Origin of the sequence: Kocuria rhizosphaerae (genome assembly GCF_044462265.1) — a bacterium.
GTDB classification, from domain to species: Bacteria; Actinomycetota; Actinomycetes; order Actinomycetales; family Micrococcaceae; genus Kocuria; species Kocuria rhizosphaerae.
This window is the reverse complement of record NZ_JBISWL010000083.1, coordinates 64,275-78,939: the sequence shown is the minus strand read 5'-3', so window position 1 is coordinate 78,939 and position 14,665 is coordinate 64,275. Positions and strand designations below refer to the sequence as shown.

The window sequence follows — 14,665 nt, the reverse complement described above, 5'->3', positions numbered from 1 at the left end:
CCGCGCCCGGACGGGCTGCGGATAGGCTGGGAGCGATGAAACTCCTCGAAGCCCTCTCCCCCGAGCTCGGCGCCCCGGGCCGTCCGTACTACCGCGGCGACTTCGCCACCAACCCCCTGAGCGGCGACGAGGTGTACGAGGGGTTCCTCGGCTGGATCGCCTCCCGGGACATGGAGCTCTACCCGGCCCAGGACGAGGCCGTCCTCGAGTTCGCGAGCGGGTCCAACGTCGTTCTGGCCACCCCCACCGGCTCGGGGAAGTCCACCGTCGCGGTCGCCGCGCACCTCGCCGGCCTCGCCGCCGGACAGCGCTCGTACTACACCGCACCCATCAAGGCCCTCGTCTCGGAGAAGTTCTTCTCGCTCGTGGAGATCTTCGGGGCGGAGAACGTCGGCATGGTCACCGGCGACTCCGCCGTGAACGCCGGCGCGCCCATCATCTGCTGCACCGCGGAGATCCTCGCCAACGTCGCCCTGCGCGAGGGGAGCGACGCCGACGTCGGACCGGTGGTCATGGACGAGTTCCACTTCTACTCGGACCCCCAGCGCGGCTGGGCGTGGCAGGTGCCGCTGCTGGAGCTGCCGCAGGCGCAGTTCCTGCTGATGAGCGCGACCCTGGGCGACGTCAGCCGGTTCGAGGAGGGCATCACCGAGCTCACCGGCCGCCCGACGACGACGGTCTCCTCCGCGGAGCGGCCCATCCCGCTGCACCACTACTGGTCCGAGGACCCCATCCACGAGGCCCTCGAGGAGCTACTGAGCACGAACCAGGCCCCTGTCTACGTGGTGCACTTCTCGCAGCTGCAGGCGATGGACCAGGCCCAGAACCTGATGTCCGTCAACGTGCTCACCAAGGAGGAGAAGGAACGGATCGGCGAGCTGATCGCCGGCTTCCGCTTCTCCGCCGGATTCGGCAAGACGCTCAACCGCCTGGTCCGGCACGGCATCGGGGTGCACCACGCGGGGATGCTGCCCAAGTACCGGCGGCTGGTGGAGCAGCTGGCGCAGACGGGTCTGCTCAAGGTCATCTGCGGCACCGACACCCTGGGCGTGGGCATCAACGTGCCCATCCGCACCGTGGTGATCACCGCCCTGTCCAAGTTCGACGGCGAGCGCACCCGCCGGCTCAACGCCCGCGAGTTCCACCAGATCGCCGGGCGGGCCGGCCGGGCCGGCTACGACACCGCCGGGACGGTGGTGGTCCAGGCGCCCGAGCACGTCATCGAGAACAACAAGGCCATGAAGAAGGCCCACGCGAAGTTCGGCGACGACCAGAAGAAGCTGCGCCAGGTCGTGCGGAAGAAGCCGCCGCAGGGATTCGTCTCCTGGGGGAAGCCGACGTTCGAGACCCTCGTGGCCTCCGAGCCCGAGCCGCTGACCTCGTCCTTCACGGTCACCCACTCGATGCTGCTCAACCTCCTGCAGCGCCCCGGTGACCCCGTCATGGCGGCGTGGCACCTGCTCACCCACAACCACGAACCGCGCCAGCGCCAGCGGGCCCTCCTCAAGCAGGCCATCGGGATCCTCAAGGAGCTGCGCGCGGCAGGCGTCGTCGAGAAGCTCGACGACCCCGACGAGGAGGGGCGGACCTGGCGGCTGACCGTGGAGCTCCAGGAGAACTTCGCGCTCAACCAGCCGCTGTCCCCCTTCGCCCTCGCGGCCCTGACCCTGCTGGACCGGGAGGACCCCGGCTACGCGCTCGACGTCGTCTCCGTGATCGAGGCGACGCTCGAGAAGCCCCGGCAGGTGCTCAACATGCAGGAGAAGAAGGCCCGGGGCGAGGCCGTGGCCGCCATGAAGGCCGAGGGCCTCGACTACGAGGAGCGGATGAAGGAGCTCGAGGAGGTCAGCTACGCCAAGCCCCTGGAGGAGCTGCTCCTCCAGGCGTTCGAGACCTACCGGAGCGGCGCCCCGTGGGTCGCCCAGTTCGAGCTCACGCCCAAGTCCGTGGTGCGGGACATGTACGAGCGCGCCATGACCTTCGGGGACTACGTCCAGTTCTACGGCCTCGCACGATCCGAGGGCATCCTGCTGCGCTACCTCTCCGACGCCTACAAGGCCCTGCGCCAGACCGTTCCGCTGGACATGCTCCGGGAGGACCTCGAGGACATGGTCGAGTGGCTGGGCGAGCTCATCCGCCAGACCGACAACTCCCTGCTCGACGAGTGGGAGAAGCTCGCCCACGGGGAGGAGTCCCCCATGGGCACCTCCGCGGACTCCCTCGAGGAGCTCATCGACGAGCAGCCTCCGGTGATCACCTCCAACCCGCGGGCGTTCCGGGTCATGGTGCGCAACGCCATGTTCCAGCGCGTGGAGCTGTTCGCCGACGAGAAGGACAAGGTGCTCGGCGCCCTGGACGGCGAGCACGGCTGGGACCGGGACCGGTGGGCGGAGGCCATGGACGCGTACTTCGGCGAGCACGAGGACATCTTCACCGACCCCCAGTCACGGGGGCCCGGGCTGATCCGCATCGACGAGCGGCCCGAGGGCCTGGAGGGCTACTGGACGGTCGTGCAGGTCTTCGACGACCCCGACGGCCACCACGACTGGGGCATCAACGCGCGGATCGACCTGCGCGCCTCGGACGAGGACGGCTTCCCGGCCGTGATCGTGGACAACGTGGGACCGATCACCGAGACCGGCCGCTGAGGCCCTGCCGGCCGGTGCCGCCGTCGGCGTTCCGCCGGGTCGGCGACGGCGGACGGTGCGCCCACCGGGACGCCCCGGCCCCCTGCCCGAGGGACAGGGGGCCGGGGCGCGGGTCAGGTGGAGCGGCCGCCGCGCGGGGCGCGGATCAGCTGGAGCCGCCGCGCCCGGGGTCCGGGGTCGTGGTGCCCGCCGCCTCCTGCGTCTCGGCCCGGGCCCCGTGGACGGCCTCGGCCTCCTCGGCGGGCACCTGCTCCGGCTCGGGGCCGATGCCGGTGCGCTCGAACTCCCGGTGCTTCCCGCGCGCCCGGTCCAGCAGGTCGTGGAAGTGCTTCTCGGACTCCAGGAGCTCCTCGCGGTGCTTGTCGGAGATCTTCGGCATCTGCCGCTGGAACTCTGCGGCCTTGTCGGCGAGCCGGCGCCGCTCCTCAGCCGGGGCGTCCTGGGGCAGGGTCACGTACTTCTCGGCCACGGTCTGCAGACCGCTGAGCACCCGCAGGGCACGGCCCTTGGGGCTGAACAGGGAGGCCAGGACCGTGATCACCAGCACGCCCAGGATGACGGTCAGGGACATGCCGATCGACACCTCGACGACCTCCACGTGCTCGCCGTTGTTGATGAACGGCAGGCTGTTCTCGTGCAGGGCGTGGAGCACGAGCTTGATCCCGATGAAGCCGAGGATGATCGCCAGGCCCCAGGACAGGTAGATGAGCCGGTCGAGCAGACCGTCGATGAGGAAGTAGAGCTGGCGCAGGCCCATCAGGGAGAAGGCGACGGCGGTGAAGACCAGGTACGGCTCCTGCGTCAGGCCGAAGATCGCGGGGATCGAGTCCAGGGCGAAGAGCACGTCCGTGCCGCCGATGGCCACCATCACGAGCAGCATGGGGGTCATGGCCCGCTTGCCGTTGTGGACCGTGAAGAGCTTGTCGCCGTCGTAGTGGTCCGTGGTGTGGATGAAGCGCTTGGCGAGCCGGACCACGAAGTTGTCGCCCTCGTCGTGCTTGGTCCCGGAGACCTCCCCCTTGATGAGGGAGCCCGCGGTCAGCAGGAGGATCAGGCCGAAGAGGTAGAACACCCACGCCCACGTGTTGATCGCGGCCGCGCCCACGAAGATGAGGGCCGTGCGGGCGATCAGGGCGAAGGTGATGCCGAACAGCAGCACCTTCTGCTGGTCCGCGCGGGGCACCTTGAAGGAGGCCATGATGATCAGGAAGACGAAGAGGTTGTCGACCGACAGCGCCTTCTCGGTGATGTACCCGGCGTAGTACTCGCCGGCGTATCCCCCGCCCCACTCGACGAGGACGAAGAGGCCGAAGAGGAGGGCGATGCCGACGTAGACGCCGGACCAGATCGCCGCTTCCTTCAGCTGGGGCTCGTGCGCCTTGCGCACGTGGAAGACGTAGTCGAACAGGAGCAGACCGACGATGGCCGCGAGGGTGACGGTCCAGACGGTGGTGGAAACTTCCATGGTTCTGCTTTCGGGGTCGCGTACGGGACAGCCGTAAGTCTCTCCACCGGGCGTCCGGGACCGTAACGGTCCTGGGCGCTGGGCACGGTCACTGCGTCCGGTCGGACTCTCGGGTCCGACGTGCTGACGTCCGCAGCGCTGAGGGATACTCCCCTAGGCTGATGACAGTGTATACGGGCCGCGCCCCGGTCCCGCCGCAAGGGCCCGCCGCGTGGCGGGGCGGGCCCTGATCCGTCCGGCCGGAACGCCCGCGGCGCTCAGCCCCGGGGCCGCCCCGGTCCGGCCGCGCCGTTCCCGGCGGCCGGCTGCTCCGGAGCGGTGCCCTCGTGGCCGCTCTCGGCGTGGTGCTCGTCGACCGTCTTGCCCGTGTGCTCGTGGAGGTCGGGCAGGTCCACCGGGTGTCGCTCCACGGCGGTCCGGGCCGCGTGGTGCTTGCGCACGAGCTCGGCCTGGACGGTGCGGATCTCGGTGGTCGGCGTCCCCTCCGGGATGTCCCGGTACACCTCGATGGCGCGGTGCAGCTCCGCCACGGCGTGCGCGGTGCGCCCCTTCGGGCTGAGCACGGAGGCCACGGTCGCGACGGCGATGATGGCGAGGATGATGCCCAGGGAGACGAACGTGGGGATGTCGGGCGCCCACTCGATGTGCTCGCCGCCGTTGACGAACGGCAGCTCGTTCTCGTGCATGGCGTGCAGGATGAGCTTCACGCCGATGAACGCCAGGATCAGGGACAGGCCGTGCTTGAGGTAGATGAGCCGCTCCATGAGACCGCCGAGCAGGAAGTAGAGCTGGCGCAGGCCCATGAGCGCGAAGATGTTCGCGGTGAAGACGATGAACGGGTCCTGGGTGAGACCGAAGATCGCCGGGATGGAGTCGAACGCGAACATCAGGTCGGTGATGCCGATGGTGATGAAGACGACCACCATGGGCGTGAACAGCTTCTTGCCGTCGACCGTCACCCGCAGCTTGTTGCCGTTGTACTGCTCGGTCATGGGCACGACGGTCCGCAGCTTGCGGACGATGGCGTTCTCCCCCGCCTCGTCCTCGCCGTCGTCCTTGGCCTGGTGGTAGGCGGTCCAGAGCAGGAAGGCGCCGAAGACGTAGAAGACCCACGAGAAGTTGGCGATGATCGTGGCGCCCAGCAGGATGAAGACCCCCCGCAGGACGAGCGCGATGATGATGCCCACCATCAGCACCTCCTGCTGGTACTTCCGGGGCACCGCGAAGCGGGTCATGATCACGATGAACACGAACAGGTTGTCGATGCTCAGGCTGTACTCCGTGACCCAGCCCGCGATGAACTGCGTGCCCGGCTCCACGCCGGCGAAGGTGAACATGAGCCCGCCGAAGACCAGGGCGAGGGCCACGTAGATGCCCACCCAGATGCCGGCCTCCTTCATGGAGGGCTCGTGGGGGCGCTTGGCGACCATGACCAGGTCGAACAGGAGGATGAGGCCGAGGACGACGAAGGAGCCGATCTCGAACCACGCGGGAAGTTGTGTGTGCACGCGTGAACTTTCGCTGAGAGGTGGCGGTGCCCAGCGCGCGCCGCGTCCGCGGACGGGGGCGACGAGGGCACCGGAATGAGCCGCAAGTCTCTCCGCCGGCCTGCACGGGGCCGAGGGCCCGCGTGCCGAGGTCGGCCGCTGCGTCCGGCCGGACGGCTGTGCCCGGCGTGCTGACGACCGCAGCGCTGAGGGATACTCCCCTACGCGGGGGCAAGTCTATCGGACACCGGGACGACGGCGGTACACCCGGCCCCGACCCGCCCCCCGGAGCGCCGGCCCTGGGCACTCGGCCGCGACCCCACCGTCCGCCCGCCCGGGGCCTCGCGGCTCAGGCGTGGCCTGCCTGCTGCATCTGTCGCAGCTCCTTCTTGAGGTCGCCCAGCTCGTCGCGGATCCGGGCGGCGAGCTCGAACTGCAGCTCGGCGGCCGCGGCCTGCATCTGCTCGGTCATCTGGGCGATGAGGTCCACGAGGTCCTCCGCCGGGGCGGCGGCGATCCCGTCCTGACGCAGCTTCTGCTCGGCGGCCGCGACGGCGTCCCGCCCGCCCTTCCCGGTGGGCGCCGTCTTCTTCCCCGCGGCCGCCCGGCGGGCGAGCAGCTCGCGGGTGTCCTCCTCCTCGCGCTGCAGCTGGTCGGTGATGTCGGCGATCCGCTTGCGCAGGGGCTGCGGGTCGATGCCGTGCTCCGTGTTGTAGGCGACCTGGATCTCGCGGCGCCGGTTGGTCTCCTCGATGGCGGTGGCCATCGAGTCGGTGATCCGGTCGGCGTACATGTGCACCTGCCCGGAGACGTTGCGGGCGGCACGGCCGATCGTCTGGATGAGCGACGTCGTCGAGCGCAGGAATCCCTCCTTGTCGGCGTCGAGGATGGCCACGAGGGAGACCTCCGGCAGGTCGAGGCCCTCCCGCAGGAGGTTGATCCCCACGAGGACGTCGAACGTGCCCATGCGCAGCTCCCGCAGCAGCTCCACGCGGCGCAGGGTGTCCACGTCCGAGTGCAGGTACTGGACCTTGACCCCGTGCTCCATGAGGTACTCGGTGAGGTCCTCGGCCATGCGCTTGGTCAGCGTGGTGACGAGCACGCGCTCGTTCCGCTCCACCCGGAGGTTGATCTCGTCCAGCAGGTCGTCGATCTGCCCCTTGGTGGGCTTGACGACGACCTCGGGGTCCACGAGCCCGGTGGGACGGATGATCTGCTCCACGTACCCGTCCGCCCGGGACAGCTCGTACTTGCCCGGGGTGGCCGAGAGGTAGACGGTCTGGCCGATGCGCTCGAGGAACTCGTCCCACTTCAGCGGCCGGTTGTCCATGGCCGAGGGCAGGCGGAAGCCGTGCTCGACGAGGGTGCGCTTGCGGGACATGTCCCCCTCGTACATGCCGCCGATCTGCGGGATGGTCACGTGCGACTCGTCGACCACGAGCAGGAAGTCGTCCGGGAAGTAGTCGATCAGACAGTGCGGGGCCGAGCCCCGGGGCCGGCCGTCGATGTGCAGCGAGTAGTTCTCGATGCCGTTGCAGTACCCCATCTGCTCCATCATCTCGAGGTCGTAGGTCGTGCGCATGCGCAGCCGCTGGGCCTCCACGAGCTTGTTCTGCGACTCGAGCTCCTTCAGCCGCTCCGCGAGCTCGTCCTCGACGGCCTTCACGGCCCGCGCCATGCGCTCCGCGCCGGCCACGTAGTGGGAGGCCGGGAAGACGTACATCTCCGACTCCTCGCGCACGATCTCCCCGGTCAGCGGGTGGAGCGTGTAGATCGACTCGATCTCGTCGCCGAAGAACTCGATCCGCACGGCGAGCTCCTCATACATCGGGATGATCTCGACCGTGTCCCCGCGGACGCGGAACGTGCCGCGGTGGAAGTCGACGTCGTTGCGGGCGTACTGCATGTTGACGAACTTCCGCAGCAGCTCGTCGCGGTCCATCTCCTCGCCCCGGCGCAGCGTGACCATCTGCGCCACGTACTCCTCGGGGGTGCCCAGGCCGTAGATGCACGAGACCGTCGCGACGACGACGACGTCCCGCCGGGTCAGCAGGGCGTTGGTCGCGGAGTGCCGCAGCCGCTCGACCTCCTCGTTGATCGAGGAGTCCTTCTCGATGAAGGTGTCCGTCTGCGGGACGTAGGCCTCGGGCTGGTAGTAGTCGTAGTAGGAGACGAAGTACTCGACGGCGTTGTTGGGCAGCAGCTCCCGCAGCTCGTTGGCGAGCTGCGCGGCGAGGGTCTTGTTCTGGACCATGACCAGGGTCGGTCGCTGGACGCGCTCGATCAGCCACGCGGCGGTGGCCGACTTCCCGGTGCCGGTGGCACCGAGCAGGACCACGTCCTTCTCGCCGGCCTCGATCCTGGCGGCGAGCTCCTCGATGGCCTTCGGCTGGTCGCCGGCCGGAACGTAGTCGGAGACGACCTCGAACGGGGCGACGACGCGGTTGATCTTCTGCGCGAGGCTCATGGCACCAGGCTACGCCCCGCCCCGGACAGGACGGGCTCCTGCTCCGGCGGATAGACTGACCACGAGGAGCTCCTGCCGGCGGGGAGGCAACGGTGGACGGTCACGAGGCGACGGCAGGTCCCCGGAGCTCCCCTGCCGCCGACACCCTGCCCACCGTTCTCGGTCTCACCGCCTCGGTGCTGCAGAGCCTGCTGCTCGCCGCGACGCTCGTGCTCGGCCTGACCTGGGGAGGGTGGAGCTGGCTGACCGCGCTGGCGCTGGAGCTGCTCGGCCTGGGGGTGATCGTGGTGCTGACCCTGTGGCGACGACGACAGGTCCTCGCCGTTCCCCCCGTCTCGTTCCTCCTGGCGGCCGGCCTGTCCGTGCTCGGCCCCTACCCCATCGGCAGCGCGTGAGACCGGCGGACGTCCCTCCGCGCCCGGAGCAGCGCCCCGGCGGGTCCCGCGCCGTCGTCCTGGGTCTGCTCGCGGCCATGGCCCAGACCTGGCTCTTCGCGCTCACGTTCGTGGCCGGTCTCGGGGGCGGCCGCTGGAACTGGGCCCTGGCCGTGCTGCTCGTGGTCGCGGGGCTCGCGGTGGTCTTCGGCATGACCGTGCACGGACGCCGGCTCGTGGCCCTCGTCCCGGTCGTCTCCGCCGCCGTCGTCGTCGCCCTGCTGGTCCTGGGACCTTCCCCCTTCGGCACCGCCTGAGAACCGGGCCGGCGTCACATCCGCTCGTACTTCGACCGCACCACCATGAACGCCCCGTAGCAGATCAGGCCCAGGGCCACGAGCCCGAGGATCCACACGCCGAAGGGCTGCTGCAGCAGGGACTTCAGGGCGCCGTCGAGCCCCGAGGCCTCCTGCGGGTCGTGCTGGACGGCCGCCACGACGAGGAGCACACCCACCACCCCCAGGGCGATCCCCTTCGCGATGTAGCCCGCCGTGCCCAGACCCATGACCGCCGATCCGGCCCCGCCCGGCGGCAGGCTCTTGAGGTTGTCCCGGAAGGAGCGGGTGGCGCCGCGGTGGACGAGGAAGCCGCCGCCGACCACGAGCCCCACCCCCACCGCGACGATCAGCGCCGTGCCGGCGGGGTGGGTCATCAGCCGCGCGCTGATCGACTGCGCCGACGCCTCGCTGTTCGAGGAGCCGCCCATGGCGTAGGTGCCGAACACCACGGCGATGGCCCCGTACGCTGCGGCCTTGCCGCCGTCCTTCAGCTGGTGCTTGAGCTTCTCCTTGCCGGAGCGCTGCCTCGCCCCGAAGAAGACCTCGCCCAGCAGGAACACCGCGAGGGCCGCGGAGCCCAGGAAGCAGATCCAGAGCAGGACCGCTCCACCCGGGCTGCCGGCCACCGCGGACACGGCGCCGGACTGGTCCGCCGAGCCCGACCCGCCGGCGGCCACCCGCAGCGCGATCACCCCGATCATGACGTGCAGCAGACCCGATGCCAAGTAGCCGACACGCGCGGCGGCCTCGAAGCCCTTGGAGTTCGTCACGTCGTCCGCGGCAGCCGCCGCACGACCCGCTTGCCGACCGAGCTCGCCCATGTGTCCTCCTCCGTGGGACTCCATCGTGCTCCTGCCGCGGCTCCGTGTCCACGGCGCCGTTGGACCCACGAACCACCGCACCCGCCCGTGCGGGAGCGCACCCTCACGGCTACGCTGGGTGGAGCAGGTGGAGGATGCCCATGGACGACCGGTCCATCGCCAGAGCACAGGCCAGGTTGATCCGCACGACCATCAGCGATGCGGGACTGAGCGTGCACGACGTGTGGCAGACCTACCGGCTCCGGGGCGGGCAGGTCGCCGAGCTGGAGGTCGATGCCTACCTGCACCACGCCCTCTACCTGCCGCCCCGGCACCGCGACGGCCTCGCCCGGGCCACCAACCTCGTGGTCCCCGGCAGCAGCGTCCCCTACAGCCGCGACCTGCGCCCCGAGGAGTACCCGCCTGGGCTCTGACGTGCGGGACCTGGGGACCAACGGCGACCGCCGGTACCCTCGGCCCTCCCGAGCGCCAGGTCTCCGCCGCGCCCCGTCGCCACCTGCGGGCCCAGGCGGCGATCGGCTGCTCCCGGCCCCCGGCCGGAGCGGTGGTGGGAACCGGCTCGGTGAGCACGGCGCGGACCTCCACGGCACCCTCCAGCACGCACCACCCTGACTGAGTGGCGGGACGGATGAACGAGTTGCGCGACGACACAGTCGCCCTTTTCGGTGGCCCGCTTGCCCCTGGGGGGATGAAGATCGGCACATCTCCTCGAGAGGCGCGATGATGCCCCAACCCTGGAGGTCTTCGTCTGCGAGGCCACCGGTCCCCGACAGCGCGGATCCGACGAGATCATGAATGTCGTGCTCGGGCCGTGCTTCCTGAGAAGCACCCATCTGTCCGTGCACACCGGAGAGGACCGCCGTGACGCCGCCCGGCAGCTCAACACCCGCCCTCGGAAGCACCTCGATCGTGCCTCCCGGGCCGCTCACCTGCATGGTCGGCGGGCACCCGGCCAACCGGCATGTGTTGCGCCGACGACTGGACTCCGGCCGGTGCGGTGCTGTGTCAGATCGGTCAGCCACAGCCGGTCCGGCGCCGTCGCGGTGGAATCCCGCTCCACGAAATCGTTGTGCACCGGCGGCCCGGCTCCGCGGTCCAGCCCGCGTCACGTCGACTCGTGCCCCTGTGCAGAGACCGGCAGGGGTGGAACACTGAATTGACGGCGGCGACCTCGGAGAGCGAGACCCCGGGTCGGGGGCACCTTTCCTTCTCGATCGGGAGGCGGACGTCGGCCGTCTTCTGCGTCATCGTTGCAGGCATGACCGCCGGAGACGAGGGAGCCAGCACATGAGCAACCAACGCACCCACTACGTGACCACCACCGACGGCGTCACCATCGGTGGGGCCGTGCACGGCACGGGCCCCCCGCTGGTGTTTCTGCAGGGGGTCATCGGTGATGGCGACATCGACTGGCAAGCGCTGCTGAGGCACCTGACCGGCCGGTTCACCTGTCATCTGCCGAGCTGGCGGGGTCGGGGCCTCAGCGGGGACCACCCCGACCTCAGCTTCGGTCGGCTGGTCGACGACGTCCTCGCCTACGTCGACAGCATCGGAGAACCGACCGGCCTGGTGGGCTGGTCCGGCGGCGCCGGCCTGGCACTGGCCGTGGCGGCACAAACCGACGTGGTGGACGCCGTGGCCACCGTCGAGCCGTTGACGCCGCGTCTGATGGACGAGCAGGACCGAGCGGCGCTTGGCGACGCCGTCGTCCGCATGGGCGAGCTGGCCGCCGAGGGCAGGTTCACGGACGGGGTTCGCGCGTTCGCCGGCTTCGTCTTCAATGACGAAGAGGTGGCCTTGGCCGAGGACTCCGGCTACTTCGAGGCCGCAGGACGCTACGTCCCCGACCTGCTCAACTTCTTCCAGCAGCAGAGGGAGTACCAAGGCCCTACCCACGAAGATCCGGCCGTGCTCGGCGCGATCTCAGCTCCGGTGCTGGTGCTGGCAGGATCGGACACCAAGCCCTACGCCACCGCCGGCGCGCGGTACGTGGCCGACCACGTCCGCAACGCGCAGATACACGAGATCCCCGGCGCCGGGCACGCCGTCCCCCTGACCCATCCCGAGGCGCTCGCTCAAGCACTCACCGAGTTCTTCTCGCCGGCGCAGCGGACGGCCTGACCCGCCGAGCGACGGCGGGCCGAGAGGCGCCAGCTACGCGAGGACGTGTCGGTCTCGAAGGCGGCCACAACGTCCTCCGCGTCGACTGCCTCGTAGGAAGTGCCGACGGGGTCGGCCCGTTGCTTCGCTGCCGCCCCTTCAGGTGGGGTGGCCCGCGATGTGCCGTCCCGCCGGTCCGGCCGGTTGAGGCCCGGGTATGGCCTGATCGGAGCGCGCCCCGCCGGCGTCCGTTCGACGTGCGCCCGCCTCGGTCCTCGTCCTGCCAATCCTTCCGGGACAAGCATCGCGGAGGTCGCCGTGGTCGCCTTCGTCGGCGTCGACACTCACGAGAACACCCACACTGCGGTCGCCCTCGAAGGACCCGGTCGGCGCATCGAGAGGTTGACGGTCGCAGCACGGCCGGGCGGGCACGAGAAAAATTTCGGATGACCCGGCTCCCCGGGTGAGATCACCGTGGCCGCAGCGGACTGCCGTCACCTTCTGTGCTTGCAGGTTCAGCCGGCCGGGAAGGACAGGACGATGGCCGAGATCGCGGTCGAGGTGGTCGGCGAGGGCATCGAGCTGACGCGGCGGACCGACGAGCGGGAGGCTCGCCCGGACGAACCGGTTCACGGTGGAGCACCCGGGCGCGGCACCCGTCGCCCCTGCCTCCGTCCGGACACGGAACGGCCGGGGGGCCCATGGGGCTCCCCGGCCGTCGTGGTCGGTCGGTGGTCAGTTGCGGGAGCTGCCGGTGTCCGTGGCCTCACCCGAGGCGTCGCGGTGGAAGAGGTACTCGTTGCCGTGCTCGTCCCTCTCCACGTAGAAGTGCTCCTGGACCTCCGAGTACCAGCGCTCCGCCGCCTGGCTCATGTGCTCGCCCTCCTGCGACTGGGCGAGCCGGTCCCCGGGCCCGTAGACGGACAGGGCGATCGCGTTGAGGCGGTCGAGGATGCGGTGCCGCTGCTCTCCGCCGTGATCGGTGCTCTGCTTCTTCCGCGTCATGGAGACCCCTGTTCCCGATGGTGATGGTGGTCACCACTGTAGCGCGACGGTCGCGCCGGGACAGAGGGCGGCCCGCCGGTGTCCGTCCCGACGGGCCTGCCGCGCTGTGCGGTCCTACTCGTGCTCGTCCCGGACCTTCGTGACCTCGATCCGCTTGAGCGTTCCGGTTCTCGTGCGGTACTCCCGGACGTACTCGGGCTGCTCGGGGTGCTCCATGGTCGGGGCGTTCTGCGGTTCGGAGCCGTGCACGTAGTCGGGGGCGACGACGATCTCCTCCCCCACGTCGTCGCCGGTGGACGTCCGGCGCTGGAACTCCTCGGGGGGCAGCACGCGCCGCCACTGGCGCGTGGGGAGGACGCCCACCTCGCCGGCGTCCTCGCGCAGGGCTCTCAGGAGGGAGTAGATCATCACGTAGCCCAGGACGAAGAACGGCAGCCCGATGAGGATGGCCACGTTCTGCAGAGCCGCGAGACCGGCGGTTCCCGTTGCGGTCAGGAGGATCGCCGCGATGAGTCCGATGGCGATCACCCAGAAGACCCGCTGGTGGACGGGGGACTCCTCCTCGTGGCCGCTGCCCATGGTGTCCATGACGAGGGCCGCGGAGTCGATGGACGTGATGAAGAACAGCACCACGATCAGCACGCCCACTGCGGAGGTGACCGTCGAGAACGGGAAGTTCTCGAGGAACACGAACATCGCCCCCGGGATGTCGCCCTCGTCCACGACCGCCTCGACCAGCCCGCCGTCGCCGTTGAGCTCGATGTCGAAGACGCCCATGCCGAAGATCCCGAACCAGACCACCGAGAACAGCGTCGGGAGCGCGAGCACGCCGGCCACGAACTGGCGGATCGTGCGGCCGCGGGAGATGCGGGCGATGAAGATGCCGACGAACGGGGACCAGGTGATGGTCCAGGCCCAGTAGAAGACCGTCCAGCCGCTCTGCCACCCCGTGTCCGCGAGGGCGTCGTTCCAGAAGGCGAGCTGGGGGAGCATCGAGAGGTAGGTGCCGGCGGACTCGACCATCCCCTTGAGCATCAGCACGGTCGGCCCGGAGATGAGGATGAACGTGAGCAGGCCGATCGCGATGAGGATGTTCGTATTGGACAGCCGCTTGATGCCCCGGTCGAGACCCAGGGCCACGGAGACGGAGGCGACGATGCTGACCGCTGTGATGATGAGGATCTGCGACAGGGCGGACTCGGAGATGCCGAAGAGCCGGGCCAGGCCGCTGTTGATCTGCATGGTGCCGAGGCCGATCGAGACCGCCACGCCGAACAGGGTGCCGACGATCGCGAGGATGTCGATGGCCCGCCCGGCCGGGCCGTGGATACGCTCCCCGAGCAGGGGCTGGAACATCGAGCTGACCCGCGGCGGCAGGTTCCGTTTGTACATGAAGTAGCCGAAGGCCAGGGCCGGCAGCGTGAAGATCGTCCAGGTGTGCAGGCCGAAGTGGTAGAGCGTGAAGCCCATGGCCTCGGTGGCGGACTCCATCGAGGCGGGTTCCACGCCCTGACGCGGCGGGTTCGCGAAGTGGTTCACCGGCTCCGCCACGGCCCAGAACATCAGGATGGTCCCGATGCCGGCGGCGAAGAGCATGGAGAACCAGGACAGGTTGGTGTGCCGGGGCCGTTCGTCGTCGCTGCCCAGCCGCACCTGGCCGAAGCGGCTGACCATGAGGTAGAGGAGGAACACCAGGAAGACGGTCACGCCCATGATGTAGAACCAGCCGAGCTGGTCGATGACCCAGGTGGACCCCTCCGAGAAGAACGCATCCATGAAGTCGGTGAAGACCAGGGTCATCACCACGAAGCCGACGATGATGAGGGCGGAGCCGAAGAAGATGGCCGGGCTGGTCCGTAGGCGCAGGGCGTCGTGCAGTCTGTTGAGCATCGCGGTGCCTCCCCGGCCGCCGTCGGCCTCGTCGACCGGACGGCCGCCGTGTCTCGGATGTGTGCTTCGG

10 protein-coding genes and 1 pseudogene are annotated in these 14,665 nt (G+C 69.7%); 5 read left to right on the top strand and 6 right to left on the bottom strand.

Features of this window, described 5'->3' with window-relative positions; all coding sequences use genetic code 11:
• Positions 1–35: 35 nt before the first annotated feature.
• Entirely contained in the window at positions 36–2,648 is a 2,613-nt protein-coding gene (locus ACH9EU_RS10090) for a DUF3516 domain-containing protein (RefSeq protein WP_396413798.1), read from the top strand.
• Positions 2,649–2,793: 145 nt separating this feature from the next.
• Here ACH9EU_RS10090 and ACH9EU_RS10085 read toward each other — a convergent pair whose 3' ends face one another.
• The 3 genes and pseudogenes from ACH9EU_RS10085 to uvrB form a co-directional block, all read right to left on the bottom strand.
• Positions 2,794–4,113, bottom strand: a complete 1,320-nt coding sequence (locus tag ACH9EU_RS10085) for a TerC/Alx family metal homeostasis membrane protein (protein ID WP_396413797.1) — start codon at positions 4,111–4,113, stop codon at positions 2,794–2,796.
• Positions 4,114–4,631: 518 nt separating this feature from the next.
• Positions 4,632–5,621: pseudogene (locus ACH9EU_RS10080) on the bottom strand (TerC family protein); the annotation flags it as partial.
• A 328-nt stretch (positions 5,622–5,949) separates the two neighbouring features.
• A complete protein-coding gene (gene uvrB / locus ACH9EU_RS10075) occupies positions 5,950–8,067 on the bottom strand; it encodes an excinuclease ABC subunit UvrB (RefSeq protein ID WP_396413796.1) in 2,118 nt (705 codons plus the stop codon).
• Between the two features lie 92 nt (positions 8,068–8,159).
• Between uvrB and ACH9EU_RS10070 the strand changes: the two genes are divergently transcribed.
• Together ACH9EU_RS10070 and ACH9EU_RS10065 are read left to right on the top strand one after the other, a co-directional pair.
• The gene (locus ACH9EU_RS10070; protein ID WP_396413795.1) at positions 8,160–8,462 is read left to right on the top strand and encodes a hypothetical protein; all 303 of its coding nucleotides are present in this window, start codon (positions 8,160–8,162) and stop codon (positions 8,460–8,462) included.
• Positions 8,459–8,758: a hypothetical protein gene (locus ACH9EU_RS10065; protein WP_396413794.1), complete on the top strand. Its 300-nt coding sequence runs from the start codon at positions 8,459–8,461 to the stop codon at positions 8,756–8,758. Before ACH9EU_RS10070 ends, ACH9EU_RS10065 begins: the two co-directional genes overlap by 4 nt.
• Before the next feature lie 14 nt (positions 8,759–8,772).
• Here ACH9EU_RS10065 and ACH9EU_RS10060 read toward each other — a convergent pair whose 3' ends face one another.
• Positions 8,773–9,600 carry a DUF1206 domain-containing protein gene (locus tag ACH9EU_RS10060; RefSeq protein WP_396413793.1) on the bottom strand — a complete coding sequence of 276 codons (828 nt, stop codon included), beginning with the start codon at positions 9,598–9,600 and terminating at the stop codon, positions 8,773–8,775.
• A 140-nt stretch (positions 9,601–9,740) separates the two neighbouring features.
• On the opposite strand from ACH9EU_RS10060, the gene ACH9EU_RS10055 reads away from it, so the two are divergent.
• Both ACH9EU_RS10055 and ACH9EU_RS10050 read left to right on the top strand, forming a co-directional pair.
• Positions 9,741–10,013: a hypothetical protein gene (locus tag ACH9EU_RS10055; RefSeq protein ID WP_396413792.1), complete on the top strand. Its 273-nt coding sequence runs from the start codon at positions 9,741–9,743 to the stop codon at positions 10,011–10,013.
• Between the two features lie 874 nt (positions 10,014–10,887).
• Entirely contained in the window at positions 10,888–11,721 is an 834-nt protein-coding gene (locus ACH9EU_RS10050; protein WP_396413791.1) for an alpha/beta fold hydrolase, read from the top strand.
• Between the two features lie 714 nt (positions 11,722–12,435).
• Here the strand turns inward: ACH9EU_RS10050 and ACH9EU_RS10045 are convergent.
• Complete coding sequence (locus ACH9EU_RS10045) at positions 12,436–12,705, bottom strand: hypothetical protein (protein WP_396413790.1); 270 nt, start codon at positions 12,703–12,705, stop codon at positions 12,436–12,438.
• A gap of 114 nt (positions 12,706–12,819) precedes the next feature.
• Positions 12,820–14,595 (bottom strand): BCCT family transporter, encoded by a 1,776-nt coding sequence (locus ACH9EU_RS10040; RefSeq protein WP_396413789.1) that lies wholly within the window; start codon positions 14,593–14,595, stop codon positions 12,820–12,822.
• Between the last annotated feature and the right edge of the window lie 70 nt (positions 14,596–14,665).

Excerpts from the sequence above, each read along its gene's own strand:
- ACH9EU_RS10090 (WP_396413798.1), top strand. The coding sequence starts at position 36 with ATGAAACTCCTCGAAGCCCTCTCCCCCGAGCTCGGCGCCCCGGGCCGT.
- ACH9EU_RS10085 (WP_396413797.1), bottom strand. The coding sequence starts at position 4,113 with ATGGAAGTTTCCACCACCGTCTGGACCGTCACCCTCGCGGCCATCGTC.
- uvrB (WP_396413796.1), bottom strand. The coding sequence starts at position 8,067 with ATGAGCCTCGCGCAGAAGATCAACCGCGTCGTCGCCCCGTTCGAGGTC.
- ACH9EU_RS10060 (WP_396413793.1), bottom strand. The coding sequence starts at position 9,600 with ATGGGCGAGCTCGGTCGGCAAGCGGGTCGTGCGGCGGCTGCCGCGGAC.
- ACH9EU_RS10055 (WP_396413792.1), top strand. The coding sequence starts at position 9,741 with ATGGACGACCGGTCCATCGCCAGAGCACAGGCCAGGTTGATCCGCACG.
- ACH9EU_RS10050 (WP_396413791.1), top strand. The coding sequence starts at position 10,888 with ATGAGCAACCAACGCACCCACTACGTGACCACCACCGACGGCGTCACC.
- ACH9EU_RS10045 (WP_396413790.1), bottom strand. The coding sequence starts at position 12,705 with ATGACGCGGAAGAAGCAGAGCACCGATCACGGCGGAGAGCAGCGGCAC.
- ACH9EU_RS10040 (WP_396413789.1), bottom strand. The coding sequence starts at position 14,595 with ATGCTCAACAGACTGCACGACGCCCTGCGCCTACGGACCAGCCCGGCC.